Annotated in this window: 15 protein-coding genes; 9 read left to right on the forward strand and 6 right to left on the reverse strand. The window is 69.1% G+C overall.

The genetic code is table 11. The features are described from left to right. Positions 1 to 42: 42 nt before the first annotated feature. Positions 43 to 1,101: a hypothetical protein gene (locus QHF83_RS35960; protein ID WP_282422554.1), complete on the reverse strand. Its 1,059-nt coding sequence runs from the start codon at positions 1,099 to 1,101 to the stop codon at positions 43 to 45. Between the two features lie 125 nt (positions 1,102 to 1,226). Between QHF83_RS35960 and QHF83_RS35965 the strand changes: the two genes are divergently transcribed. The 7 genes from QHF83_RS35965 (at position 1,227) to QHF83_RS35995 (ending at position 15,040) form a co-directional block, all read left to right on the forward strand. After that, positions 1,227 to 3,680 carry a PEP/pyruvate-binding domain-containing protein gene (locus QHF83_RS35965; RefSeq protein WP_282422555.1) on the forward strand — a complete coding sequence of 818 codons (2,454 nt, stop codon included), beginning with the start codon at positions 1,227 to 1,229 and terminating at the stop codon, positions 3,678 to 3,680. Further along, positions 3,673 to 5,055, forward strand: coding sequence for an MFS transporter (locus QHF83_RS35970; protein WP_282422556.1), 1,383 nt, complete (start codon positions 3,673 to 3,675; stop codon positions 5,053 to 5,055). Before QHF83_RS35965 ends, QHF83_RS35970 begins: the two co-directional genes overlap by 8 nt. Before the next feature lie 101 nt (positions 5,056 to 5,156). Then, positions 5,157 to 6,554: an FAD-binding oxidoreductase gene (locus tag QHF83_RS35975; RefSeq protein ID WP_282422557.1), complete on the forward strand. Its 1,398-nt coding sequence runs from the start codon at positions 5,157 to 5,159 to the stop codon at positions 6,552 to 6,554. 56 nt (positions 6,555 to 6,610) lie between these two features. Further along, entirely contained in the window at positions 6,611 to 7,174 is a 564-nt protein-coding gene (locus QHF83_RS35980) for a hypothetical protein (RefSeq protein ID WP_282422558.1), read from the forward strand. Beyond that, on the forward strand, positions 7,171 to 7,656 hold the full coding sequence (locus QHF83_RS35985; RefSeq protein ID WP_282422559.1) for a CoA-binding protein: 486 nt from the start codon (positions 7,171 to 7,173) through the stop codon (positions 7,654 to 7,656). The genes QHF83_RS35980 and QHF83_RS35985 overlap by 4 nt, the downstream gene beginning before the upstream one ends. 80 nt (positions 7,657 to 7,736) lie before the next feature. Then, positions 7,737 to 9,182, forward strand: a complete 1,446-nt coding sequence (locus tag QHF83_RS35990; protein WP_282422560.1) for an amidohydrolase family protein — start codon at positions 7,737 to 7,739, stop codon at positions 9,180 to 9,182. Between the two features lie 218 nt (positions 9,183 to 9,400). Beyond that, complete coding sequence (locus QHF83_RS35995; protein WP_282422561.1) at positions 9,401 to 15,040, forward strand: ATP-binding sensor histidine kinase; 5,640 nt, start codon at positions 9,401 to 9,403, stop codon at positions 15,038 to 15,040. Positions 15,041 to 15,043: 3 nt separating this feature from the next. Here QHF83_RS35995 and QHF83_RS36000 read toward each other — a convergent pair whose 3' ends face one another. The 4 genes from QHF83_RS36000 to QHF83_RS36015 form a co-directional block, all read right to left on the reverse strand. Then, positions 15,044 to 15,784 (reverse strand): sterol desaturase family protein, encoded by a 741-nt coding sequence (locus QHF83_RS36000; RefSeq protein ID WP_282422562.1) that lies wholly within the window; start codon positions 15,782 to 15,784, stop codon positions 15,044 to 15,046. A 377-nt stretch (positions 15,785 to 16,161) separates the two neighbouring features. Continuing rightward, on the reverse strand, positions 16,162 to 17,028 hold the full coding sequence (locus QHF83_RS36005; RefSeq protein ID WP_282422563.1) for a hypothetical protein: 867 nt from the start codon (positions 17,026 to 17,028) through the stop codon (positions 16,162 to 16,164). 96 nt (positions 17,029 to 17,124) lie between these two features. Continuing rightward, complete coding sequence (locus QHF83_RS36010) at positions 17,125 to 22,146, reverse strand: AAA family ATPase (RefSeq protein WP_282422564.1); 5,022 nt, start codon at positions 22,144 to 22,146, stop codon at positions 17,125 to 17,127. Between the two features lie 250 nt (positions 22,147 to 22,396). Beyond that, the gene (locus tag QHF83_RS36015; protein ID WP_348980504.1) at positions 22,397 to 22,942 is read right to left on the reverse strand and encodes a TetR family transcriptional regulator; all 546 of its coding nucleotides are present in this window, start codon (positions 22,940 to 22,942) and stop codon (positions 22,397 to 22,399) included. Positions 22,943 to 23,128: 186 nt separating this feature from the next. Here QHF83_RS36015 and QHF83_RS36020 point away from each other — a divergent pair, with 186 nt between their 5' ends. Beyond that, on the forward strand, positions 23,129 to 23,929 hold the full coding sequence (locus QHF83_RS36020; RefSeq protein WP_282422566.1) for an SDR family NAD(P)-dependent oxidoreductase: 801 nt from the start codon (positions 23,129 to 23,131) through the stop codon (positions 23,927 to 23,929). Between the two features lie 69 nt (positions 23,930 to 23,998). Here QHF83_RS36020 and QHF83_RS36025 read toward each other — a convergent pair whose 3' ends face one another. Next, positions 23,999 to 24,973 (reverse strand): NAD(P)H-binding protein, encoded by a 975-nt coding sequence (locus QHF83_RS36025; RefSeq protein WP_282422567.1) that lies wholly within the window; start codon positions 24,971 to 24,973, stop codon positions 23,999 to 24,001. A gap of 92 nt (positions 24,974 to 25,065) precedes the next feature. Here QHF83_RS36025 and QHF83_RS36030 point away from each other — a divergent pair, with 92 nt between their 5' ends. Beyond that, positions 25,066 to 25,971, forward strand: coding sequence for a LysR family transcriptional regulator (locus QHF83_RS36030; protein ID WP_282422568.1), 906 nt, complete (start codon positions 25,066 to 25,068; stop codon positions 25,969 to 25,971). Positions 25,972 to 26,420: the final 449 nt, after the last annotated feature.

Consider the following 26,420-nt stretch of genomic DNA (forward strand, 5'->3'; position numbering starts at 1 on the left):
GCCCGGGATCCGGTCGTCCCATGCGCGGCCGAGCGCCACAGCTCAGTCGATCTCGACGACGGTCTGCGCGAGGATCTCGCCGGCGCGCGCCTCGACGCGACAGGTGCCGCGCTCGACCGCGCGAAGCTCCCACGCCGAACGCTGATAATCACGCGAGCGAGGAAGGTGGAATTCGAGCACCTCTCGCGCGCGCTCCGGCTGCGGCGCGGGCGCGAGGGTGCAGACCTCCGGCGTGGCCGAGCGCGGCGCTTCCGGGAGACCAACGATCGCGCGGCCGTCGCCCGCTCGCAGCCGCACGAAAAGAAATCGCCGCTCGCCTCTGTGCAGGTGGCTCACCGGCTGGTCGAAGGGCGGCGCCGGCGGAATGCAGCCATATCCGACGTTGGTATCGTCCGCCTGCAGGTCCAGGTCGATCCCCGCGATCGCGCTCGGTTCGATCGACTCCGTCTGGATCGCCCCGCCGAGCAGCGCGAGTTTGCCCTCGCCCGCGCGCTCGGCGCGGACGTGAAGCTCCCCGTCCGTGCTCGGAAGCAAGGACACCGCACCCTCGGCGCGCGTCGTCTCGAGGGCCCGATCCCCGACCACCTCCCGCCCCTCGGCGTCGCGGAGGCGCACCGGCAGCCGTACGTCGGCGCCGACCAGAAGCAAGACGGGCGCCGCCGCGGTCGCGCCGGCGAGAGGAGGCAGGATCTCCGCGCGGACGGCGGGCGCGACGACCACGGAGATGCGCGCCTCCTCGCCGTGGCCATGGACGACCAGCTTCGCGGTGCCGGCCGCGCGACCGTGCACCAGAAGCCGACCGGGGCGCTGCTCGACGACCTCGAGCGTCGCGGGGTCCTCGCTCTGCACACGCAGCGGGAAATACTCGCTCGAGTTCAGCGACCCGTCGCAGCCGAGGCGACGCAGCCCCTGCAGATGCAGCTCGGTGGTCGCCCCGGGCGCGATCGCTGGGCTCCGAACACCCGCCGCCCAGGGCTCTAGCTCGAGCAGCGTGCTGTGACACTCCTTTGGACCACACCCCGTCAGCGTCCCGACGAGCGCGGCCGCAAAAAGCGCGCACGACGGCGCGCTCGGGCCGAGCCTCTCCGCCTTGCGAGCCATGACGCGGAGCCTACCACACCATCACGCATTCCTCCGTCTTCCTCGACCGGCGCGGGCATTCCTGCTCGCCACTTGTAAACCGCGTGGGAGCAAGGCAAGGGCGTGATGCACCAAAGAGACGCACCATGACGATCCATCGCTTGAACGAGTTGTCCCGAGCTCATCTCTCCACGGCCGGCGGCAAAGGCGCGAACCTCGGAGAGCTCACGCGGCTCGGGCTCGCCGTGCCGCCCGGGTTCGTCGTGAGCGCAGGCGCGTACGCAGAGCATGCGCGCGCGTGGGGGCTCGCCGAGCGCCTCGCGCCGCACCTCGCCGCGGAGAACTGGGAGGCGGCGGCCGCGGAGGCGGCGAAGCTCTTCGAGAAGGGCGAGCTCCTGCCCGGACTCGAACGCGCCGTCCGCGAAGCGCATCGCGAGCTCGGCGCGCCGCTCGTCGCGGTGCGCTCCTCGGCGACGGCCGAAGACCTCGCCGACGCCTCGTTCGCGGGCCAGCACGAGACCTTCCTGAACGTCGCGGGAGAGGACGAGCTCCTCCTCGCGCTGCGGCGGTGCTGGGCGTCGCTCTGGAGCGCGCGAGCCCTCGGCTACCGAGCCGCGCGCGGCGTGGAGCACCTGGGGGTCGACATCGCGGTCGTGGTGCAGCGCATGGTGTCGGCCGATTTCGCCGGGGTCCTGTTCACGGTCGACCCGGTGGCCCAGCGCGCCGACCGCATGCTCCTCGAGGTCGCGCCGGGGCTCGGCGAAGCCGTGGTCTCGGGACACACGACCGGCGACGTCTATCGCTTGCGGCGCGAGCCTCTGGCGATCGAAGACCGAGATCACCGCGTGGCAGGGCGCTCCACGCCGAGCGACACCCTCGTGCTCCAGCTCGGCCGCCTCGCACTCGACCTGGAGGCCCATTTCGGCTCCCCCCAGGACGTGGAGTTCGCCTTCGAAGGCCGCACCGTCTACCTCCTCCAGTCCCGCCCCATCACCACCCTCGGCGGGGCCGAGATCGAGCCGCTCCCTCCGCCCCCGGAGCTCAGCCGCCTGCAGCGGAAGATGCTCGAGTCGAATGACAACGACCGATTCCCCGTCGCCCCCAAGCCGCTCGATCAATGGACCTTCCGGATGGTGATCCCCGCGCTCATCAATGCGGTGCGCATCATGGGGCTCGACGTCGACGAGGCCGACGAACACGCGCTGATGGCCGAGGTCTGGCGTGAGTTCTTCGTCCTGCCCTCACCACGCCCCACCCTGAGGCTCCTGGGTTTGCCCGGGAGGGTCGCGGCTTGCCTGCGCAAGGACTGGATGGCGTGGTGGGAAGCCGAGGCCTTCGTGCGGATCCTGGAGGTCTGCGCGCCGGTGGATCTCCGCACCCTCGACGACGCCGCGCTCCTCGGCCGCGCCGATCGGATCGAGGAGACCACGCGAGAGATCCTGTTCAAGCGGTTCGAGGGGATCGTCAGCCAGATGGCCGCGGTCGCCTTGCGGATTCCGGTCACCGCCGCCGTGGGCCGGAAGCGGGCCGAGGCCGTCATGGGCGACCTCGTCTCGGGCCTGTACACCCGGACCTCCGAGGTCAACCTCGCGCTTTACCGCCTCGCGCGCAAAGCCGTGAGCGCGGGGCCCGAGGTGTACCGTTCGATTCGCGAAGGGCGCCCCGAGGACCTCCGCGGATCGGACGAGGGCCGTGCCTACCTCGCCAAGGTGGAAGCTTTCCTGGACGAGCACGGGCACCGGGAAAGCACGGGCTTGTACCTCTCGGCGCCGACCTGGCGGCAGGATCCCGCGCCCATGTGGGGGCTCTTGCGCAGCCTGCTCGACACCACCGAGCCCCCGTCCGAGGAGGCCGGGCAAAAGCGATATCAAGCGGCGCTCGACGAGGTCACCCACGCGCTTCGTTTCGTGCCGGGGCTGTCCGATTCGTTCCGCGGCACCCTTTCGCGGCTGCGGCAGGCGATCGTCTTCCGGGAGCGCTCGCATTACGATATCGCCCGCATCTTCTCGGCGATGCAGGCCATCGTGGCCGAGATCGCGCGTCGCCTCCACGAGCGGGGGCACCTGCCGAGCCCCGACGATATTTTCTACCTGACCGAGGCCGAGGTCCGGGCGTGGCTCCGCGAGGGGGTGCCGCCGCTCTCCGAGGTGAAGAGGCTCGTGCAGCGCAGGCGCGCGACGTACGGGGTGGTCAACGGGAAGTGGCAGAAGAGGGCCTTCGGGGCAGGCGCCCTGGCCGCCGAGGGCAGCGACGAGCTTCGCGGCACCGGGGCCTCGTCCGGCGTCGTCCGCGGCAGGGCGCGCATCGTGCGCGACGAGCGCGAGTTCGGGCGCCTGAAGCCCGGGGAGATCCTGGTCTGCCGGTACACGAACCCTGCGTGGACGCCGCTCTTCACCCTCGCCGCGGGCGTCGTGACGGATACCGGCGGCGCGGCCTCGCACGCGGCCATCGTCGCGCGTGAGTACGGCATCCCCGCGGTGCTGGGGGCCGCCGGGGCGACGACGCGCATCACGGATGGCCAGGAGATCCTCGTGGACGGGTCGGAAGGCCGCGTGCTCCTGTTGCGCCTCGGCGTCACGGGGGAGGTCGCCTTTGCCTGAGCCCTCGTCCCGCCTGCCGGTGCGGCTCCTCGTCGCCATCGCCCTGTCGGCGGCGCTCGCGCCGCTCAACTCCACGATGGTCGCCGTGGCGCTGCCGGAGATGTCGCGCACCCTCCCGGCCGACTCCGGCGCGCTCCGGCAGGCGCTCGTGACGAGTTATCTGCTCACGAACATCGTCCTGCAGAGCCCCGGGGGAAAGCTCGGCGATCGCCTCGGCCACCGGCGCGCGCTCGGCCTCGGTCAGCTCCTTCTGGCGGTCGGCGCCGCGCTCGCGTACGTCTGGCCCGTCCTCCCGGTGCTCGCGGTGTCACGCGTCGTGATGGCCGCGGGCGGCGCGATCGTGGTCCCGAGCGCGACGGCCCTGCTCCGCACCGAGCTCCCGCCCGAGGTACGTGGGCGCGCGTTCGGCGCGTTTGGCGCGGTGATGGGGATCGCGGCGGGCACCGGACCGATGGTCGGGGCGCTCCTCGTGGCGCGCTTCGGCTGGACCTCGATCTTCCTCGCGAACGTCCCGGTGCTGCTCCTCTCTGCGGCGCTCGCGCACCTCGGCGCGCCGGCGCGCCCCGCGGCCTCGACGCCCGCCGGGCCGCGCGCGCGTTTCGACCTCCTCGGCTCGGTGCTTCTGGGGGGCTCGCTCGTGGGGCTCGTCCTCGGCCTCGAGTCCGCGCACCACCGCTGGGCGGCCGTGCTCGGCGCGCTGGGCCTCGTGCCCTTCGTGCTCTGGGAGCGCCGCGCCGTGGACCCCATCATCGACTTCTCGCTGTTCAAGCGTCGCGCGTTCGTGGGGGGCAGCCTGATCATCGCCATCCAGAATTTCGCCATGTACGCGACGATCTTCGAATTGCCGCAGGTGGCGGGAAGGCTCTTCGGCGTCGCGCCGCGGGACGTCGGCCATACGCTGCTTTCCATGATGGGCACGATGGTGCTCGTCGCGCCGTTCGCGGGTCGCAGCTCGGATCGCTTCGGGGCGCGCGTGGTTTCGCTTTGCGGATGCTCGCTCGCCATCGCCGGCATGTTCCTGCTCGCGGCGCGGCCTCTGGGCGCGATCACGGACGCGGTCCCGGCGCTCGTGATCCTCGGCGCGGGCCTTGGACTCTCGTCCGCGCCGTCGCAGTCCGCGGCGATGAGCGACGTCCCTCGGGAGAAAAGCGGAATGGCCGCGGGCCTCACCTCGACGATGCGTTACATCGGGGGAATCGTCGGCCTCACCGTGCTCGGCCTCGTCCTCACGGACCGCCCGGCCGGCGACGTCGTGATGCACGAGCACATCACCGCCATGTCCATCTTCTGCGCGTCGTTGCTCCTGACGATAGGCTGCGCCTTCCTCCTCCCTGGCCGCGCTGCTGCGCCCGCGCCCGCCGCGGGCGCGCGGTGAACCCGCCACGCCATGGCTCTTGACGACGCGCGCCTTGGCGCATCGACTCGGGAGCCTCGTCGAACATCATCACGCCGTACGGCATCAGGAGGCCCTTCACGATGCATCAAGACCGCTTCCCACAGGCTGCCCTCGATTCGCTTCGACCGAACTTCCGCGGCGAGCTCATCGACCCCGATCACGGGCGTTACGACGCGGCCCGCGTCGTCTGGAATGCCCGCATCGACAAGAGGCCGGCGCTCATCGCGCGCTGCGCCGGCGTCGCGGACGTCCTCGCCGCCGTGCGATTCGCGCGGGAGCACGAGGCCCGCGTCGCGGTGCGCGGCGGCGGGCACGACATCGCGGGCAGCGGCGTATGCGACGGCGGAATCGTGATCGACCTGTCTCCCATGAAGGGCGTCCGCGTCGATCCTGCGCGGCGCACCGTCCGCGCCCAGGCGGGGCTCACCTGGCGGGAGCTCGATCACGAGACGCAGGCGTTCGGGCTCGCGACGACCGGGGGCCAGTGCTCTGCGACCGGGATCGCCGGGGTCACGCTGGGCGGAGGGATCGGTTGGCTCATGCGCCAGCATGGCCTCACCATCGACAACCTCCTCTCGGTGGATCTCGTGACCGCCGACGGCCGGCTCGTCACGGCGAGCGCCGACGAGAACGCGGAGCTCTTCTGGGGCCTCCGCGGCGGCGGCGGCAACTTTGGAATCGTCACCGAGCTCGAGCTGCGCCTGCACCCCGTCGAGCAGGTGATGGTCGCGATGCTGTTTCACCCGGTCGATCGCTTCGCGGATGTGCTGCGCTTCTACCAGACGTTCGCCCGGACCGAGCCGGAGCGCATGAGCAGCACCTTCATCCAGATCGCGCTCCCGCCGATGCCGCAGCTTCCCGCGCGCATGCACGGCGTGCCCGGGGTGATCCTCGTGGCCTGTTACAACGGCCCGAGCGTGGATGCGGAGGCGGCCTTCGCGCCGCTCCGCGCGTTCGGCCCCCCGGCCGCGGAGCTCGTGAGCCCGATGCCCTATACCGTCCTCCAGGGCATGTTCGATACGGCGCCGGCGGGCGCCTCGGGCTATGGCCAATCCATCCGCGGGCATTACGTCTCCACGCTCGGGGACGAGGGCATCGAGACCATCGCCGCGCAGCTCCGCGCGGCGCCGTCACCGCTTTGCCTCTTCGAGATCGCCCACCTGGAGGGTGCGATCGCGCGGGTCGGCGAGGACGAAACCGCGTTTCCGCGACGGAAAACCCCGTTCTTTGCGATGTTCCAATCGAGCTTTCAGGATCCGGCCGACGCCGAGCGCCACGTCCGCTGGACGCAGGACGCCTGGCAGGCCATGAAGCCGTTCGCCGCCGAGGGCGTTTATGTGAATTTCATCGACGCCGACGAACCCGCCGGGCGGGTGCAGGAGACGTACGGCGAGGCCAAGATGAAGCGCCTCGTCGCCCTGAAGCGCGCTTACGACCCGACGAATTTCTTTCGGTTGAACAAGAACATCGCGCCGTAGCGCAGAGCGCCGCGACGTCCCTGCTCGGGCGGCCCTCTCGTGGTACGGTGCCCTCGATGCTCCCCGGCGCTGCCCTCGGAATCCTCGCGTTTCTGGCGGGCGTCCTCTGGCGCCTGGAGGTCGAGTGGCGCGGCTGGGAGGGGCTCGTCTGGACGGGATACTTCCACCTCGCGGTGCCGGTCTCCGTCGCCGCATTCCTCGTCTGGACCTGGATCTTCCTCGACGTGCCCTCGCCTCGGCGGAGAGCCGCGCTCGTCGCCGCCCTCGCGCTCGTCGCGGCGCTCGCGGTACCTCTCACCGAGTCTTCTCTCCGGACGGCATTCAGCCGATTCTTCTTTTTGAGCAGCCTGCCCCGGCCCTTGTTTTTCTGGTGGCTGCTCACCCCTTCCCTCGTCGCGGGCATCCTCCGGGCGTTTCGCGTCCCCGTGGGCTTGCGACGCTGGGCGCTGGGCCAGGCCCTCTTCGTGGCGGCCTGGCCGATGGCCACGGCCGTCATGCAAGTGTTTCCGCAGCACGGGTATACCGATGCGATGCATGCGTTCAAGAGCGGGCTCGTCGTGCCCTTCTTCGTGATCGCGCTCGGCATCTCGATTCCCACACGAAAGCTCGGCGAAGCATGAAGCACGAGGCGCATCCCTCGGGACTCCTGAGCCCCGTGGAGATGGAGCGGACGCTCCGGAATGCCCGCACGATTGCCGTCCTCGGCATCAAACCGGAGAGCCGGGCCCACCTCGACGCGCACCAGATTCCGCTCTACCTCCAGAAAGTCGGCTACCAGATCCTGCCCGTCCCGACGCGTTATCCGGACGCGACCCACGTTCTCGGCGTCCCCGTCCGCCGCCGCCTGACCGAGCTGCCTCGGCCCGTGGACGTGCTCAACGTCTTCTGCAAGCCCGCCGATTTCCTGCCCCACCTCGAAGACGCGCTCGCCTTGCGCCCTTCGGTCGTGTGGTTCCAGTCCGGCCTCATCGAGCCTTCCGCCGCGCGCCGGCTGCTCGATGCGGGGATCCCGGTCGCGGAGGATTGCATCGGCTGCCGGCGAGCATCGATGTGGCCGTCCGTGGAGCCATTCGATGCACAACGAGGCTCGTGGAAACCATGAGCCTCAGCCGTGGATGACGTTCGTCGACTCCGTTTTCAGGTACCTCGACGCGAGCGCTCGTGGTAGGGACCGCGTCGCTCATGAAAACCGCCGGTGTCGTCGGGGCCTTGCTCATCGCAATCTCGTTCTTGTCGGGCTGCAGCGGAGCGGCCGGGACCGTCCCCGCCGAGCCGCCGCGCGCCACCCCGGCGAACGCCGCCCCGGAGGCCGCGAGCGCTGCCCCTTCGGCGGTGTCGATTCCCGCGCAGGGAGCCTCGGCGCCGGCCTCCATTCCGGCTCCCCTCCCCGCGCCCACGTTCACGGGGACGGCGGGAAAAGGCCTCTATTTGCTCAAGCCGGCGCGTGTCTTCGACGGCGAGACCGCGCGTCCGCACGAGGGATGGGTGGTCCTCGTGCGCGGCAATCGCATCGAGGCGGCGGGGCCCGAGGGGCAGATGCAGGCGCCGAGCGACGCGGTGGTCGTCGATTTGCCGAACACGACGCTCTTGCCCGGGCTCATCGAGGGGCATTCGCATTTTTTTCTGCACCCGTACGACGAAGCCTCCTGGGATGCGCAGGTGGCCCGGGAGCCGCTCGCCCTCCGCGTCGCCCGCGCGACGAATCACGCGCGGAATACCCTGCTCGCCGGCTTCACGACGGTCCGTGATCTCGGGACGGAGGGCGCGGGGTACGCCGATGTCGGGCTCAAGCAGGCCATCGACCAGGGGATCATCCCCGGCCCGCGGATGCTCGTCACGACGAAGGCCATCGTCGCCACGGGGAGTTATGGTCCAAAGGGCTTCGATCCCGGCTTCCACGTGCCGCAGGGCGCAGAAGAAGCCGACGGGCACGATCAGCTCCTGCGTGTCGTGCGCGACCAGATCGGCCACGGTGCCGATTGGATCAAGGTCTATGCGGACTACTATTGGGGGCCCGGCGCCGAGGTGCGGCCGACGTTTTCGGTCGAGGAGCTCCGGCTCATCGTCGAGACCGCGCATTCGAGCGGCCGGAGCGTCGCGGCGCACGCGTCGTCGGCCGAAGGAATGCAGCGCGCGGCCCTCGCCGGCGTCGATACGATCGAGCATGGAGATGGGGGGACGCCGGAGGTCTTCAAGCTCATGGCGAAGAATCACGTCGCGTTTTGCCCGACGCTCGCGGCAACGGACGCCATCGCGCGTTATCGAGGCTGGAAGAAGGGCAGCACGCCCGAGCCCGAGAGCCTCACGAAGAAGCGAAAGGCCTTCAAGGCGGCCCTCGATGCAGGGGTGAGCCTCGTGAACGGGAGCGACGTCGGCGTGTTCGCCCACGGAGACAATGTCCGCGAGCTCGAGCTGCTCGTGGAATACGGCACGACGCCTGTCGATGCACTACGCGCGGCGACCTCCCGCGGGGCGAAGGTGCTGCGCCTCGATGCAGCGATCGGCTCGGTCGCGGCCGGCAAGCTGGCCGATCTGATCGCGGTCGAAGGGGATCCCACCCGGGAGATCGTGGCGTTGCGGAATGTCCGCTTCGTGATGAAGGCAGGGGCGGTCTACCGGCGCCCGTGAGGCCCGTGAGGCCCGCATCGCCTCGGGCCGCGCGCCCGCTTCCGCGAACGAACGATCCCGACCTCGAGAACTCACGGGACGGCGGCGGTAGCGGAAGTGCAGGCGGAGGCCTATGGATCCGGCCGTGGGAGCTCTCGCCCTGGTCTTTCCCACCGGGCGCGTCTGTTGGTGGAGCCGATGAAGAGAGGGGCCCGGAGGCCCAGGAGCCGGTGCCTTTCATGTACACGCTGACAGAGACGCTCTCCGAGCGTGACGGGGTCGCCGTTTATCGTGGACGCAGGGACGCCGATCAACGTCCGGTGGTCATCAAGATGCTCGATCCTCGGCGGTGCCGGCCCAGGGATCTCGAGCGCCTGAAAAACGAGTACGAGCTCGGCAGGATGCTCGACATCCCCGCGGTCGCGAAGCCACTCGCGCTCGAATCGCTCGAGGGCTCGCCGGCTCTGGTCACGGAGGACGCGGGCAGCGTCTCGCTGCTCCACCTCCTCGGGGCGCCGATGGGCGTTCCCAGGTTTCTCCCTCTCGCGGTGTCCATCGCGCAGGCCGTGGCGGAGATTCACGCCCAGAGCGTCATTCACAAGGACCTCAAGCCGGCGAATATCCTCGTCCATCCCGCGACCGGCGCGGTCCAGATCGCCGACCTGGGAATCGCCTCCCGTCTCCCACGCGAGCGACGGGCTGCCCAGCCCCTTCGCCTCATCGAAGGCTCCTTGCCGTACCTGTCGCCGGAGCAGACGGGGCGGATGAACCGCGCCATCGACAATCGCTCCGATCTCTATTCCCTCGGCGTCACGTTTTACGAAATGTTGACGGGCCGGCTGCCCTTTCAGGCGACGGATTCGCTGGAGTGGGTGCATTGCCACATCGCTCGGTCGCCCGCTCCCCCTCGGGAGCTCGTGCCGTCCGTGCCGGAGGTGCTCTCTCGCATCGTCATGAAGCTGCTCGCCAAGGGAGCGGAGGAGCGCTACCAGAGCGCCGCCGGTCTCCGGCACGACCTCGCGTGTTGCCTGGCGTCGTGGCAATCGACGGGCCGGCTCGATCCCTTTCCCCTGGGCGGTCGAGACGTGGGGGATCGATTTCGAATCCCCGAAAAACTCCATGGTCGTGACGAAGAGCTCGCCGCGCTCCTCGGGGCGTTCAGGCGGGTCGTCGCCGAGGGGACCCCCGAATTCGTGCTGGTCTCCGGCTACTCGGGCGTCGGCAAATCGTCGCTGGTGCACGAGCTCGACAAGCCGGTCTTCCGGGAGCAGGGCTTGCTCGCCTCGGGGAAGTTCGAGCAATACAAGCGCGACATTCCCTACGCCACGATCGCGCAGGCCTTCCGGGACCTCGTGAGCGAGCTCCTCGGCCAGACCGACGAGCGGATCGAAGGCTTTCGGCAGCGGCTCCGCGCCGCGCTCGGGGTGAACGGTCAGCTCATCGTCGATGTGATTCCCCAGATCGAGCTCGTCATCGGCCGGCAGCCGCCCGTCCCGGAGCTGCCCCTCGTCGAGGCGCAAAACCGCTTCCACATGGTGTTCCGGCAGCTCGTCTCCGCGTTTGCCCGGGAAGAGCACCCCGTGGTGGTTTTTCTCGACGACCTCCAGTGGGCGGACTCCGCGAGCCTCGAGCTCCTCGCGCACCTCGTCACGCACCCCGATACGAGGTATTTCCTCCTCATAGGCGCGTACCGCGACAACGAGGTCGACCCGTCGCATCCGCTCATGCGCATGCGGGGCGAGGTGCGGAGGAGCGGCGTTGCCGTACGTGACATCGTCCTCGCGCCCCTTTCGGAAGCGCACGTGGCCGAGCTCGTCGCCGATATCGTCCACCGCCGCCCCGAGGAGGTCGCGTCCCTCGCGCGGCTCGTGCACGAGAAGACCGCCGGCAATCCATTCTTCGCGATCCAGTTCCTCACGACGCTGCACCAGGAGCACCTGATCACGTTCGATCCGCGATTGGCATCCTGGAGCTGGGATGTCGACAAGATCCAGGCCAAGAATTTCTCCGACCACGTCGTCGATTTGATGGTGGGAAAGTTGAGGCGCCTCGCGGCGACCACGCAGGACGCCATGAAGCTCGCCGCCTGCGTCGGGAACACCGCGGAGACCCGCGTCCTTTCGATGATCGACGGCCGCTCCGAAAGCGACATTCACGGCGCGCTCTGGGAAGCGGTCCACGAGGGGCTCGTCCTGCGCCGCGACGACACGTATGCGTTCCTTCACGATCGGGTGCAGGAGGCGGCCTACTCGCTCATCCCCGAGGAAGAGCGGGCTCTCGTGCACCTCCGGATCGGAAAGCTGCTCGTCGCTCACGTATCCAAGGGGGAGCTCGAAGAGAGGATCTTCGAGATCACCAACCAGCTGAACCTCGGCGCGTCCTTGCTCGCGTCCCGCGACGAGAAAGACCGGGTCGCTCAGCTCAATTTGATTGCTGGAAGGAAGGCGAAGGCGTCCACGGCCTACCTCTCGGCCATCAAATACCTCTCGGCTGGGATGGCGCTGCTCGCGCCCGATGGCTGGGAGACCCAGTACGAGCTCACCTTCCGCCTTCACCTGGAGCGCGCCGAATGCGAGTTCGTGAGCGGTGGGTTCGCCGCGGCGGAGGGCTTGCTCTCGGTGATCCTCCGCCACGCGAGGACGAACGTGGACCGCGCTCGCGCGACGTCCGTGAAGGTGTACCTGCACGCGATCCAGGATCAATACGATCAGGCCGTGGCGGCGGCGATTACGGGCCTTTATCCGTTCGGAATCGTCCTGTCGCCGCACCCCGGCCGAGACGAGGTCGATCGGGAGTACGGGCGGATCTGGCAAATGCTCGGCGAACGGCGGATCGAGGACCTGCTCGATCTGCCACCCATGATCGACACCGACGGGAAGGCGGCCCTCGACATCCTGGTGGCCATCAATTCGCCGGCGCTCTACACTGACATCAACCTCGTCTGCTTGACGACGTGCCACAGCGTGACCTTGAGCCTCCAGCATGGCAACGCCGCGGGTTCGAGCTTCGCTTATGTGTTCTTCGGCATGCTGCTCGGGCCCGAGTTCGGCCAGTATCCCCTGGGTTTTCGCTTCGGGAAGCTGGGCTATGATCTGGTCGAGAAGCGCGGCTTGACCGGCTACAAGGCGAAGGTTTTGCTCGAATTCTTTCTCCTCACGCACTGGGCGCGACCGGCCTCGACACGACGGGCCCTGGTGGACAGTGCCTTCGCCACGGCGGTGGAGGTCGGTGACCAGACATTCGCCTGTTATGCGGGCAATAACCTCATCACGTACCTCATCGTCAAGGGCGAGCGATTGGAGGATGTCCATCGCGAATCCGAGCGAGCACTCTCGTTCGCGCGCAAGGCGAAATTCGGCATGTTCGAGAGCGTCATCGTCGTCCAGCAGCGCCTCATCCAGAACCTCCGCGGCCTCACCGCCCACTTCGGGGCGTTCGACGGCGCGGGATTCGACGAGGCAGAGCACGAGGCCTTCCTGGCCAAGCGCCAAACGAGCATGGCGATTGCCGTCTGCTGGTACTACGTCTGGAAGACCCAAGCGCGCTTCATGGCCGGTAATTACGAGGAGGCCGCCTCCGCGGCAGCCATAGCCCGTTCCCTCCTGTGGTCGTGCCCATCGTTCGACGAGGTCTCGGAGTGTCATTACTATGGCGCGCTCTCCCTCGCGGCGCGCTATTCCAAGGCGCCGCTCGAGGAGCAGGCGGAGGCCATGGCGATGCTTCGCGCCGACCAGGAGCAGCTCCGCGTGTGGTCGGAGAGCTGCCCCGAGAGCTTCTTCAACAAGTATGCGCTCCTCTCGGCCGAGATCGCCCGCATCGAGGGCAGCGAGCCCGAAGCCATGCGGCTCTACGAGCAGGCCATCCGCTCGGCGCGCGAAAACGGCTTCGTTCAAAACGAAGGAATCTCCTGGGAGCTCGCCGCGCGATTTTATCGTGATCGGGGATTCGAGCTCATCGCCGACACCTACCTCCGCGAGGCGCGCGCGTGTTACGTGCGCTGGGGGGCCGAGGGCAAGGTGCGGAGCCTCGACCGGTCGTATCCGCATCTGTTCGAGCGGACGTCCACTGCGCCGACGGCCACCTTGGCCGTGCGGGCCGAGCAGCTCGACCTCCTCGCGGTGGTCAAGGCGTCGCAGACCATCTCGGGCGAGATCGTGCAGGAGAAGCTCATCCACACGCTGCTCCGGGTCGTCCTGGAGCTCGGCGGGGCGCAGAAAGCCTATCTGCTCATCTCCCGAGGCGGTGCTTTGTGGATCGAAGCGGAGGCCACGCTCGACGCTGAGGGGGCGCGCGCGAGGATGCTATCGCCCGTCCTGGCGGAATCCTCGGAGCTCGTCCCCGCTTCCATCGTGCATTACGTGCGTCGCACGAAGGAGCGTCGGATCCTCGACGACGCCAGCGCCGAGGCGGGCAGGTTTTCCTCGGACGAATACATCGTGCGGCGCGCGCCGAAGTCGATCCTGTGTTTGCCGATTCTCCGGACGGGCGAGGTGTTCGGCCTGCTTTATCTCGAGAACAACCTCGTCCCGGGGGCCTTCACGGCCGAGCGCCTCAGCGCCCTCGAGCTCGTGGCTTCGCAAGCCGCCATCTCCCTGGAAAACGCCCGGCTGCTCTCCAGCGAGCAAACCGCGCGGCAGGCGGCCGAGCAGCACGAGCGCCGCTCGGCATTCTTTGCGGAGGCAAGCGAGAGCCTCGGCGAGTCGCTCGAGTACGAGCAGGTCCTCCGCCGCCTCGCGGAGCTCTGCGTCCGCGGTCTCGCCGACTGGTGCGTGATCGACATCGTCGACAACGGACGAATCCGGCGCGTATCGGGGGTTCACCGAGACCCGGCAAAACAACCGCTGCTCGAGGAGCTTCAGCGGCGCTATCCGCCATTTCCAAGCTCGTCCCACCCAGCGGCGCAGGTGATACGGAGCGGCGAGCCGCTTCTCCTTTCCGAGATCACCGACGCGACGATACGCGCAACCACCGTGGATTCGGAGCATTTCAGGATCCTCCGCGATCTCGGGCCCAAGAGTGGAATCCACGTGCCGCTCATGGCGAGGGGGCAGGTCTCCGGAGCCGTGAGCCTCGTCTCTGCCGAGATTGGCCGCCCCTACGGGGCCGCCGATCTCGGCATGGCCGAGGAGCTCGCGCACCGCGCCTCGATCGCCATGGACAACGCGCGGCTCTACCGCGCGACGCAGGAAGCCGTTCGTATGCGCGACGAGTTCCTCGCGGTCGCCTCCCATGAGCTGCGCACCCCCATGACGTCGCTTGGGCTGTCCCTTCAATCTCTCCTCCGGTCGAGCCAGTCGGACATGCCCATCCATCGCAAGGCGACCGAGGATCTCATCCAGCGCGCCTGTCGCCAGAGCGATCGAATGAACAGGCTCATCGACGAGCTCCTGGACGTCTCGCGGTTCGATTCCGGGCAGGTCGCGCTCGAGACCGCGGAGGTCGATCTCAGCGCCCTCGTTCAGGAGGTGGTCGCGCGGTTCGAGCTCGATCTGAAGCGATCGCGATGTCCGGTCCGGATCCACGGTGACGCTCCCGTGATCGGTGTCTGGGATCGGTCCCGCCTCGAGCAGGTGGTCACGAACCTCCTTGGCAATGCCATCAAGTTCGGCGGCGGCAAACCCATTACGATCGCCGTCCGCAAGGAGGCGGGGAGCACGAGCCTCGTGGTCTCGGACCAGGGAATCGGGATCGCGCCGGACCAGCAAGCCCGCATCTTCGAGCGCTTCGGGCGTGCCGTGTCGGCGCGCCATTATGGCGGGCTCGGGCTCGGCCTGTACATCTGCCGCAGGATCGCCGAGGCACACGGCGGTTCGATCCGGGTCGAGAGTGGGCCGGGGCTCGGCTCGACGTTCGTGGTCGAGCTTCCCGGTGGCACGTAGCCCTCAAGCAGGGTCGTGATAAACGTCCCGGAAGGCGAGCATCGCGCCGATCTTGCGCTCGTTGTCGCGGGGGAACCCGCAAGCCGGGGCGAACTCGTCCGCGTCCTTGTACGTGCCGAAGAGCCGATCCCACAGCGGCAGGTCGGAGAAATTGTAACGGTGGATGTCGAGCTGATGGTGCACGGAATGTAGCTCGGGCGTCTGGATGAACCATTTCAGCCAGCGAGGGCTCTTGAAATTGCCGTGATAGAAATACTCTCCGGTCGCGGCGAAGAAATTGAACCAGAATGCGCCCTCGAGCGAGATGCCGAGCAGGAGGTACGCGATCGCCGCGCTGAGCAGCGCGTCGGAGAGCATCTCGACGGGGTGTTTGTAGAAGGACGTGAGAATCTCGATGCGCGCGGGCGAATGGTGGATCTGGTGGAAGACGCGCCAGAAGCCGTCGGCATGGCGCAAGCGGTGCCACCAGTAATAGAAGAACGTACCCACGAACCAAGCCACGAGCCCCTCGAGCCACGGGCGCCCGAGCGCAGAGAGCGTGAAGAGCGAGGCGCCCTGGAACAGCCACGCCCAGACGCGATTCAGCGCGAGCGTGATGCCAAGCTGCGCGAGGTTCAAGAAGAGCGCACGCACATGCCAGCCGGCAACGTGCGGAAGCGCGCGGCCAGGCCGCACGCGCTCGAGCACGAGGAACGCGAGCGTCGAACCGATGGTGAAGATCGTGGGGAGCGTGAGGTGGGGCATGCGATCGCGCCGCCGAACATACCAGCAGACCTGGCAACGGCGAAAGCGGCCACTCATGTCGAAGCCGCCGCGCTGGGGCGTTGCCCCAGGCCCCACCAGGGGTTGTCCACCCCTGGACCCGGACCAGCGCAAGCGCTGGACCCGGGGTCGATGAACTGCGCGATGCGCAGTTCATCGAACAGGCCGAAGAAGGACCCCTGCCAAGCAAGACCGCCGCGCTGCCCTTTCGACGGGCAAGGCTCTCTCACGGGCCCGTTGGAAGAACTGCGCATCGCGCAGTTCTTCCACCCTCGGTCCAGGCCGTGCCTGGTCCGGGTCGAGGGGCGGACAGCCCCCGCGGGGTCCGGGGCAGAGCCCCGGCGAAGCGCCTCCAGGCGTCACGGACAGGCGGGCGGCGGCAGGATGCGCGTGCCGGGCATCCGGCCGCAGGGGGATGGCTTTCGCTTGGCGGCGGCGCGCGTGGCGTCTTCGGGCCCTCGCACGAGGCTGTGAAAGACGGCCGTGGGACAGCCATCGATGCCGGGGTAGTCGTCCCAGATCATCCCCGGCTCCACGGGACAGGCGTCGCAACGATCCGGGATACCGTCCGCGTCGCCGTCGGGTTCGGTAGGACAGACCTGCGGTGCATTCTTCGCCGGAGGCTCGGGAGATGCGTCCTCGACATCGAGGAGATGCGGCGTGACCCAGCGCTCCCGCACCTTCCACGTCGTGCCGACACGCGCGCGGAGCTCGTATGTGACCTGCGGTCCCGACGCCCAGCGCGTGATGTCGGCGAGACCGTCGCCGTCGACGTCGATGTCGAGCTCGTGCACGAAGGTGCCTTCGGGCGCCTTCTTCCACGCGTCGATCCATCGATCATCTTGGAAGGTGACGCGCGCCTTCGTGAGCGGACCCAGGGCCGGACCGATGGCGATCGCGCCGGCGATCGGCCGCTTCCATCCGCCCTCCGGCGCTGCCGTCGCCTGATGCTGCGGGCAGTGATCGCATCGCGCCTCGATCGCGCTGCGGACCACCACCTCGCCGAGGAAGCCATCACGATCGACGAGTGACCATCGCTCGCCGACGGCGGGGGCGGGACGCATCCAGGTCGCGAGCACGACGACGTCGTTCGGCTCGCCTTCCGATGGCTTCGTCACCTCGGCGAGCCTTACGGCGTCGGGCTGCGGCGCTGCCGCTCGTTTCGGAGCGCCGCACGACGCGACGCCGCAGGACGCGAGGACGATCAGGGTGAACGAGAGACGCATCTTCGACCCGGCACGTGATTCGTGCCCCGCATTCTACTTCGCGAGGATGTGCCGAGGGAAGTCCTCCGGGGGCGGTCGCGCCCTCCGCTCGGGGGTTCAGCGCTTGAACGTCGTGCCCGTGCGTCGCAATGCGTGCTCGATGCCGCTCTCGAGCGACGAGCGCGTCGTGATGCCGCGGAAATCTGCGTCGAGCCCGACGAGCACCTTGGCGACCTCGCCGCGGATCCCCGTGAGCACCGTCTCGGTGCCGAGCAACGCGAGCGCGCGCGCCGTCTCCACGACCGTGCTCACCACGGCCGCGTCGACGCAGCGCAACCCCGTCAAATCGAGGAGCACCAGGCGCGCGGAAGACGCGTGCGCGCCGGCCAGCGCGGCTTCCAGGATCTGCTGGGCGCGCGCCGCATCCACGTTCCCGATGATCGGCATGACGAGCACACCTTTCGTCAGCGGGATGAGCGGCGTCGACAGCTCCGCGAGCCGGTCCTCCTGGGCGCGCATGATCTCTTGATGCAGCACCTCGCGCGCCCGCTCGGCCTCGGCGCGCTCTGCGAGCTCTCGCTCCAGCCGCTCGCTTTGCGCGCGCAAGACCTCCGCCTGCTCCACCGTACGCGCGTTGGCCGCCCGGAGCTCCGCCGTACGCTCCTCGACCTCGCGCGCGAGCAGTTTTCCGTGCGCGGCGAGCTCGCGCGTCTTTTCCTCCAGCGTCGCGTAAAGCAAAGCGTTCTCGAGGGCGCCGGCGGCCTGCGCGCTCAGGATCTGCACGAGCTCCGCGCGCTCCGCGGAGAACGCGTCACGCGCCTCGAAATGTTCGAGCAGGAGCACGCCGAACCGGCGGCCGCGTTGCTTCAGCACGAGACAAAGAAGTGAACGAGGCGCGCGGCGGCGGAGGTACGGATCGTCGCAAAACCGTGGATCGATCGCCGGATCCGTGAGCAACAAGGGCTCGCCGAGGCGCACCATGTACCGGACGATGGATTGCGGCAGATCGCTGCGCGTCTCGAGCGGAGCCTCGAGCTTGACGCGGACCTCGTCGGGCTCGAGCGACGCCAGGGCTTCGAGGCGCAACGCGCCGTCTCGTTCGAGCACCAGCGCGCCGCGTTGCGCCCCCGCGCAGGCGAGGATCGTGCGCATCACGCGATCGAGGGCGTGCTCGAGGTGGAGCTCACTCGAAATGGCGCTGGAGGCGTAGAGCAGCGCCTGGATGTCGAGCCCGCCTGCGTCGCTCGGGAAACGCATGCTGCCGGCGGGCTGCGAGCCCCTTTGCCACCGCGCGACCTCGCCGAACCGGACCCGAAGCTCCGCGACTTTGGCGCTTGCCCCCCATCGCTCGTAGGCGTCGATGGCCTCGGCCACGTACACGGACGCCGCGCGGCCCGAGCCGAGCTGCCGCAGGCAACCCGCCGCGAGCTCGTGCCCGAGCGCCTCGTATTGCAAGAACGCGCCGCGCTGCGCCTCGTCGATCGCCTCGTCGAAGAGGGCGATCGCGTCCTCTCGGCGCCCCTCGGCGCGCGCGCGCTCGGCGCGGACGAGCAGCCATTTGTGCCGGAAATTGTCACGGCCGTGCGTCGCCCACGCCGCGAGCCGCTCCTCCTCCTTGCGCGCGGCTTCGAGATGTTCTTCCCCTCCCAGCGCGAGGTGCGCGAGCGCCACGTAAAGCGCGAGCGTCGCCTCGATGGGCATGCCCATGACCGCGCCGAGCACGGGCCGGATGTGCTCGAGCTCGGCGAGCGCCTCGGCGGGCCGGCCGAACGTGTAGAGCAGAAAGAGCCGCAGGATGTGGTGGAACGCGATGCCGCAGCCGAAGCTCGCCGCGTGGATCTGCGCGAGGGCGTCCGCCTCGTGAAACGCGGGGCTCATCGACGTCACGTCGGACCCGATGAGCGCCCGGAAATATTGCGTTTCGAGCTTGATCGTCAGCTCGATGGGACGGTTGTTGGTCCGCTTCGCGAACGTGACGAACCCCTCGCAAATGCGGAAGAGGTCGGGCAGCGGCGTGCCGATCTCGTAGTGCTGCCAGGGAGCCTCGAACGCGAGGAACCCCGCATACACCGCGTCGCCCACCTCCTGGCACGCCGTGAACGCGCTCTCCAGCACGGGCAGGTCCTCGCGCATGTGACGTTGCCAGAACTGGATGTGATCGCCGTGCAGATGAAGCAGCGTCCCGCGGAGCCTTTTGTCGCCGAGCTTCTCGTTCAGGCGCAGCGACATCTCCGAGAAACGGACGCCGGACGGGACGTCGCCGAACACCGCGACGAGCATGAGGCCGTAGACGCTGTAGGCGAAGCAGGACGGCTCCGCGTTGCCGTGCCGGAGCGAGAAATTCAGCATGCGCAGCGCGACGAGCGGGAAAAGAGCCGGGCGGCCGATGTACGCGCAAGGCGCGCAATCGGCGAGCAACATGAGCACCGCGCGATCCCTCGGATCCTCCATGCGCGGCGCCGAGAGGAGATCCTCGATGCTGCGGCCCGCCATTCCGGCCTGGATTCGATCGATCTCCCCCGCGAGCTGCGCGTTCGTGTCCTCGGCCGTCTCGGGCAAATCGACGCCGAACCTACGCAGCGCCGCCGTCGCGAGCTCCACGCCCTCCGCGTATCGCCCCGCGACCTGATACAGCTTGATGCGGATGCTCTCGAGGCCCGCGTGCTCGACGTCGTCCTGCGCGTGCCGCAGGCATTCGGCGAAGAGCGCCTCGGCCGCGTCGAAATGCCCCGCGAGGTACTCGCTCTCGGCGCACTCCGCGTGCAGGCCCCGGGCGAGCGTGTACTCCGTCGTCCACGCGTCCTCCGGCAAAAGGTCGAGCCCCGCGCGCAAGAGCTCGACGGCGTACGCATACGCCGTCGACGCTTTGGCGTTCCGCCCGGCCGCGAGGTCGAGCCGCGCGAGGTCGAGCTTCTCCTCGGCCGATTCGAGGAGCATCGTCGCTCGGTTCAGGTGGCCGACCACCGAAAAGAGCGCCCCTTTCCCGTCGAGCCCCCCGCGCGCGCGGAGCGCCCGGCCGATATCGAGATGTACACGCGGCCGCTCCGACGCGGGGATCATCAGGTACGCGCCCTGCTGGATGCGGTCGTGCAGGAAGCGGTAGCGCGACTCCTCGTCGGCGCTCGCGTCCCTGGAATCGAGCGTATGGACGAACCCCTCCTGCACCGCGCTCCGGAGGGCGACGGCGAGATCGGCCGGCGAAAGCTCGGCCACGAGCGAGAGCGCGCCGAGGTCGAACTGGTGCCCGATACAGGCCGCGAGCTGGAGCACGCGCAAGGTCTCGGGCGGCAATCTCCCGAGGTCGGCCGCCACGAGCACGGCCACGTCGTCGCTGACGCCCCGCGCGCCGATCTTCTCGAGGTCCCATTGCCATGCCCCCGCGGCCTCGTTCCAGGCGACGTCTCCGTCGTGGATCATGGCGAGCACGAGCTGGTTCACGAAAAACGGATTTCCGAGCGTCTTTTGCGCGACGTGCGCGGCGAGCTTCGCGACGGCGTCGGGCGAGCATTCGAGCCCGTCGGCGAGCAGCGACGTCACGTCCGCGGACGAGAGCGCCCCGAGGTGGATCTCGGTCACGCGGGCGCCGTCGCGCCGGAGCGCGTCGACGGTTTGCCGGAGCGGATGCGCCGCGTCGACCTCTTGCTCCCGGTACGCGCCGATGAGGAGCAGATGGGAGCGCCCCGGATCCGTGAGCCAGAGCCGGAGCAGCCGGATGGACGCCGCGTCGGCCCATTGCAGATCGTCGAGGAAGATGGAGACCGGGTGCTCGGGCCGGCAGAAGACGGAGAGCAGCGCCTGCAGCACCTGATCGAAGCGGTTCTGCGACTCGGACGGCCCGAGCTCGAGGACCGCCGGCTGTGGCCCGAGGAGGCCCTCGAGCTCGGGCAAGAGCGGCACGACGAGGGCCGCGTTCGCGCCGAGCACGGCCGCGAGCGACTGCCCGAGCGCCTCGACCTCCGCGGGCCGCTCCGCCATCACCTGGCGCAGGAGATCCCGGAGCGCCTGCGAGACTGCGCTGAACGGTTGATTGCGGTTGTACTGATCGCACTTCCCCGCGACGAAATAGCCGTGCGCGAGGGCGACGTCCGGGTAGAGCTCCTGCACGAGCGCCGATTTGCCGATGCCCGCATATCCCGCCACGAGCACGAGCTCGGCGCCTTTGCGGCTCGCCCGCCCGAACGCCTCGCGCATGGCCTCGATCTCGCGCGCGCGCCCGTAGAGCCGCTGGGCCCCGGTCCAGGTGCGCCGCCGATCGTGCTGGCCGAGCGGGAACGGCTGGATCTCGCCGCGCTCGTCGAGCTCGAGCAGGCACTCGACGAGGTCGGCCGCGAGCCCGGATGCGCTCTGGTACCGGGCGTCGGCCTCCTTCGCGAGAAGCTTCGAAACGATGGCCGAGACCACCTCGGGGATGTCGGCGTCGAGCTCGTGCGGCGGCGTCGGGGTCCGCGCGATATGGCTATGCACGAGGTGGAGGGGATCGGCGCTCGTGAACGGCGGCGCGCCGGTCAGGAGCTCGTACAGCGTGACCCCGAGCGAATACAGATCACTCGTGCGGCCGATGGGCCGCCCGGTGCGCCCCGTCTGCTCGGGCGAGACATAAGCGAGCGTCCCTTCGAGCGACTGCGCCGCGACCCCGCCGGCGAGCTTCGCCCCGATTCGCCCCGCGAGCCCGAAATGGAACAGATGGACCGCGCCCGTCGTCGGGTCGTAGAGAATGTGATCCGGCTGGATGTCCTTGTGGACGATTCCCTTGTCGTGGACGGCCGCGAGGATCTCGCATATCGAGACGACCACCCGGAGCGCTGTTTTTCGAGACAATGGGCCTCGACGGAGGGCGTCGCGCAGCGGATGACCCGCGACGGATGGGAACGCGAGCGCCCATCGTCGCCCGATCCGCACGAGGCCTTCGCTGTGCAGGACGCCGGGGACCGCCGCGAGCTCTTCGAGGATCTCGTGCTCGTGACGGAGGAGCGCGATCTCGCGCGAGCTCGGCAGCTCGAGGCCCGTCATTTCGAGGATCCACGGCGTCCCGTCGTCCTTTCGCCGGGCACGGACCCAGACGTGCTCCTTGCCCGACGCGATCTCCTCGATGACTTCGAAGGTCGAATCGAGCACCGGTGTATTCAGCGTGCTTCCCATTGCTGATCCACATGAGAAGCGTGCCGCAGCGTTTTCGTCAAGAACGAACGCCGCGGCTGCGCCGTGCCCGGTGCCCTCGAGCGGTGGTGGACATCACGTCGTACATCGTTGGCGCATTTCTCGCCAGAGAGAGTTCGTCAACGTGATGACGCCATTCCTTTGGCGGCAGCCGATGTTTCAGCCAGTTGCGCTCGACGAGGGGCTTCGCCGCGCATCCAGGGCGGTTTGCCTCGCGCCGACGAACCAGGTTTTACACGTTCGGGATGATCAGGAGCCGAAAGAGCGCTTCGACTTGCTTTTCGAGCGTGCATGGATCGGCGCCGGTCAGCGAGGGCATGGCGATGACCTGCCGCATGAGCTGAAGCCCGGCGATCAATGCGAGCATCAGCGACGCTCGTTCCCGCGCCGCGTCCCCTGGCAATGCGGGGACGAGCCTGTGCTCGAAATGCGCCTCGAACTTGTCGCGTAATATCGCCGCCGCCTGCGGGCTGCTCGCGGAGCGGAGCATGATCAAGAAGCCGTCCAGCGGCGTGCCCGTGGGCGAGGTCGCGTCGACGAGGGCGGCGGAGATGTGCCGGGCGAGCGCCGCGACGTCGTGCCCCATCGTGGTGATCTCGCGGGTGAGGATGCCGGGGCGCGACAGGGTGACGTCGACCACCTCGGCGAACAGGCTCTCCTTCGAGCCGAAGTAGCGATTCACGAGCATGGCGGTGACGCCGGCGCCGGTCGCGATCTCCCGCACGCCCACGCCGTCGTAGCCCGCGCGGGTGAAGGCGGCCCGCGCAGAGTCCAGGATCGCCTGGCGGGTCTCGGCCGCGTTGCGCCGCCTGGGAGGCGTACAATCGGGCTCTTCCTGGGTCCGCGATCGTTTTGTGTCTACACGTGTAGACTTCCGGGATGTCGCCATGTATCTTGTCGCTAGTCTACACGCGTAGACTTCTGGCGGCAACAAGTCGCCAGAGCAGGCAGGAAAGGACAAAGCATGGATCTCGAGCTCGACGGCAGGCGCGCGCTGGTCACCGGAGCGACGGCGGGCCTGGGTGAGGCGATCGCCACGTTCCTCGCGGCGGAGGGCGTTCACGTGGTCGTCCACGGCCGCGACGAAGGCCGCGCCGACAAGGTGGCCGAGGCGATCCGCGCGGCCGGCGGGCGCGCCGAGGTCGCGCTCGGCGACCTGGCCAGCGACGCGGGCGCCGACAGCGTGGCCACGAAAGCGCTCGCCGGCGGACCGATCGACATCCTGGTCAACAATGCCGGCGTCTACCACCACAGGAACTGGACCGAGGCGACGCCGGCGATATGGCTCGACACGTACCAGACGAACGTCCTGTCCAGCGTCCGGATGATCCAGCGGCTGGTTCCGCAGATGCGCGCGCGCGGCTGGGGCCGTGTGATCCAGATTGGCGGCGGCCTCGCGCAGCAGCCGATCGCCATGCAGCCGGACTACAACGCCTCGCTGGCGGCGCGCCACAACCTCGCCGTCTCCCTCGCGCGTGAGCTCCAGGGCTCGGGCGTCACCTCGAACGTCGTGGCGCCCGGAGCCATCCTCGTGCCGTCCGTGCAGCAGCTCTTGACCGAGGTCGCGCCGCGCTTCGGCTGGGGCGACAGCGAGGACGCGATCGAGCGCGGCGCCGTGCGCGACCTGGTCCCGAACGACGTGGGCCGCCTGGGCCGCCCGAAAGAGATCGCGGCCGCCGTGGCCTACCTGGCGAGCCCGCACGCGGACTACGTGAGCGGCGCGGTGCTGCGCGTCGACGGCGGCACCATCCGCGCGGCCTTCTGAAAGGCCCGCGTTCAGACCGGAAGACCGATCGGGATTCCCTCTGGAAACGCATTCGAGCGGCCATCGACGTCAGCGCTCGATGCATCCGAGCCCCGAAAGCGTCCTCCTCACGGCCTCCTCCAGCGGCGTGTGCGGCTCGCTGCCGAGCGCCGCGACGAGCCGCCGGTTGTCCATCCGGATCGGCTCCTGCCACAGATAACGCATCTCCTTCATCTCGCGGAACAGCGGCACGAACGGCGCGGCGAGCCCGAGCGCCCACCACGGGAAAGCTCGGACCTTGGGCTCCGCGCCGCCCGTCGCGCCGGCCACCACGCGGCGGATCGTATTCACCATGCGCGTGCCGTCCTCGTCCCAATGGCCGGCCATGTGGAACGTCGCGAAATCTTCGAGCCCCTCCTCGCGCTCGAGGAGCTCGACCATCGTCTTCGCCACGTCGGGCAGGTAGGACCATTGATGGCCGACGCCGGGGCGGCCGGGATCGCTGATCGTTTCGACGGGTCGACCGGGCTTGATCAGGCCTTGCGAGAACCAGTTGTTGCCCGCTCGCGGGCCGAAGAAGTCGCCGGCGCGCACGATGAGGCTACGCACGCCGGAGGCGGCGGCGGCGCGCAGCCGGCGCTCCATTTCGACGCGGATCGAGCCCTTGCGCGTGCGCGGGTGCTGGGGCGAATCCTCGTGGAGCACCGGGAAAGCATCGGGCCCGTAGTTGTAGACGGTCCCTGGCAGCACGACACGCGCGCCGGCGGCGCGGGCGGCTGCGAGGCTGCTCTCGAGCATCGGAAGCACGAGCTCGCCCCAGTTCCGGTAGCCCGGCGGGTTGACCGCGTGCACGAGGATCGACGCGCCCTCCGCCGCCCTCCGGACGTCGTCGCTGCGCATCGCGTCGCCTTGCACCCAGGAAAGACCCTCGGCCCGCGCCGCCACGCGGGCGGCATCCCGATGCAGCGCCCGCACGGTCCACCCCGCGTCGCGCAGTTGCCGCGCCACCTCGCCGCCGATGCCGCCGGTCGCGCCCAGAACGAGGACCGTCTTCTTGCTCGCCATCACGATGCTCCTTGGTTTCGGTGACGGCAGTGTGGGCCGGAGTCGCCACAATTGAAATTGCACGAGAGATTGGAGCGGCTATACGGTTTCGTATGACGGATGCGGAGCCCGGCTGGGAGCTCTACCGCTCGTTTCTCGGCGTCTTGAAGGAAGGCAGCTTGTCCGGCGCGGCGCGCTCGCTCGGGCTGACGCAGCCGACGGTGGGCCGGCACGTGGAGGCGCTGGAGCAGGCGCTCGGCCTTTCCTTGTTCACGCGCTCGCAGCTCGGCCTCGCGCCGACCGAGGCCGCGCGCGCGCTCGCGCCTTACGCCGAGACCCTGGCCGCGACCGCGGCGGCGCTCTTGCGCGTGGCGCAAAGCCAGGGCGACGGGGTGCGCGGCACGGTGCGCATCACGGCGAGCGAGGTGATCGGCGTCGAGGTGCTGCCGCCCATCCTGGCGGCGCTGCGCGCAGAGCATCCCGGGCTGAGGATCGAGCTCGCGCTCACGAACCGCGTGGAAGACCTGCTCAAGCGCGAGGCCGACATCGCCGTGCGCATGGTGCGCCCGAGCCAGGACGTGCTCCTGGCGCGCCGCGTGGGCACGATCGAGCTCGGCTTGCACGCGCACGAGGACTACCTCGGCCGCCACGGCACGCCGCGGAGCTTCGCCGAGCTGATGAGCGGCCACGCGATCATCGGGTTCGATCGCGAGACGGCGTTCCTCCGCGGCCTGCGCAAAGAGCTCGGTCCGCTGCGGCGCGACGCCTTCGCGCTGAGGGCCGACAGCGACCTCGCCCAGCTCGCCGCGATCCGCGCCGGCTACGGCATCGGCATCTGCCAGGTCGGGCTCGCCCGGCGTGACGCGCGCCTGGTCCGCGTGCTGCCCAAGGCCCTCTCGCTGCCGCTCGACACGTGGGTGGCGATGCACATGGACCTGCGGGACAGCCCGCGTTGCCGCGTCGCCTTCGAGGCGGTGGCGGAGGGGCTCGGGCGATACATCGAGGGACAGGCGTCGTAACACCGCCTTCCACACCGGTCACCCGCCCTCCCCACCCTCCCCGCGCGCCTGTCCTGCGTGTCACCCGCTCCCGCGGACCGGGAACGCCATGTTCCACACGTGTCACCTCGCCGAGCCACACCCGCGCGGCACCGGTGACGCGTGTCACCCGCCCTCTCCGAGCGCCGGGACGGCCTGCCACGTGTGTCCATGCAGCGACGAGCACGGATCCGCCCACTGCCACACGTGTCACCTGCCCGACCCGAACAGCCATCACGACCGACACACGTGCCAGGCACCGTGCCGGCACAGGACCACCACCTGACACGTGTGGAACTCCCAAAACGAGCACGAGGGAGGCCGCTGCGCCGGGGCTCTGCCCCGGACCCCGCGGGGGCTGTCCGCCCCTCGACCCGGACCAGGGCAAGCCCTGGACTCGGGGTGGAAGAACCGCGCATCGCGCGGTTCTT

This window comes from Polyangium sp. 15x6 (assembly GCF_029960785.1).
Taxonomy (GTDB): domain Bacteria; phylum Myxococcota_A; class Polyangia; order Polyangiales; family Polyangiaceae; genus Polyangium.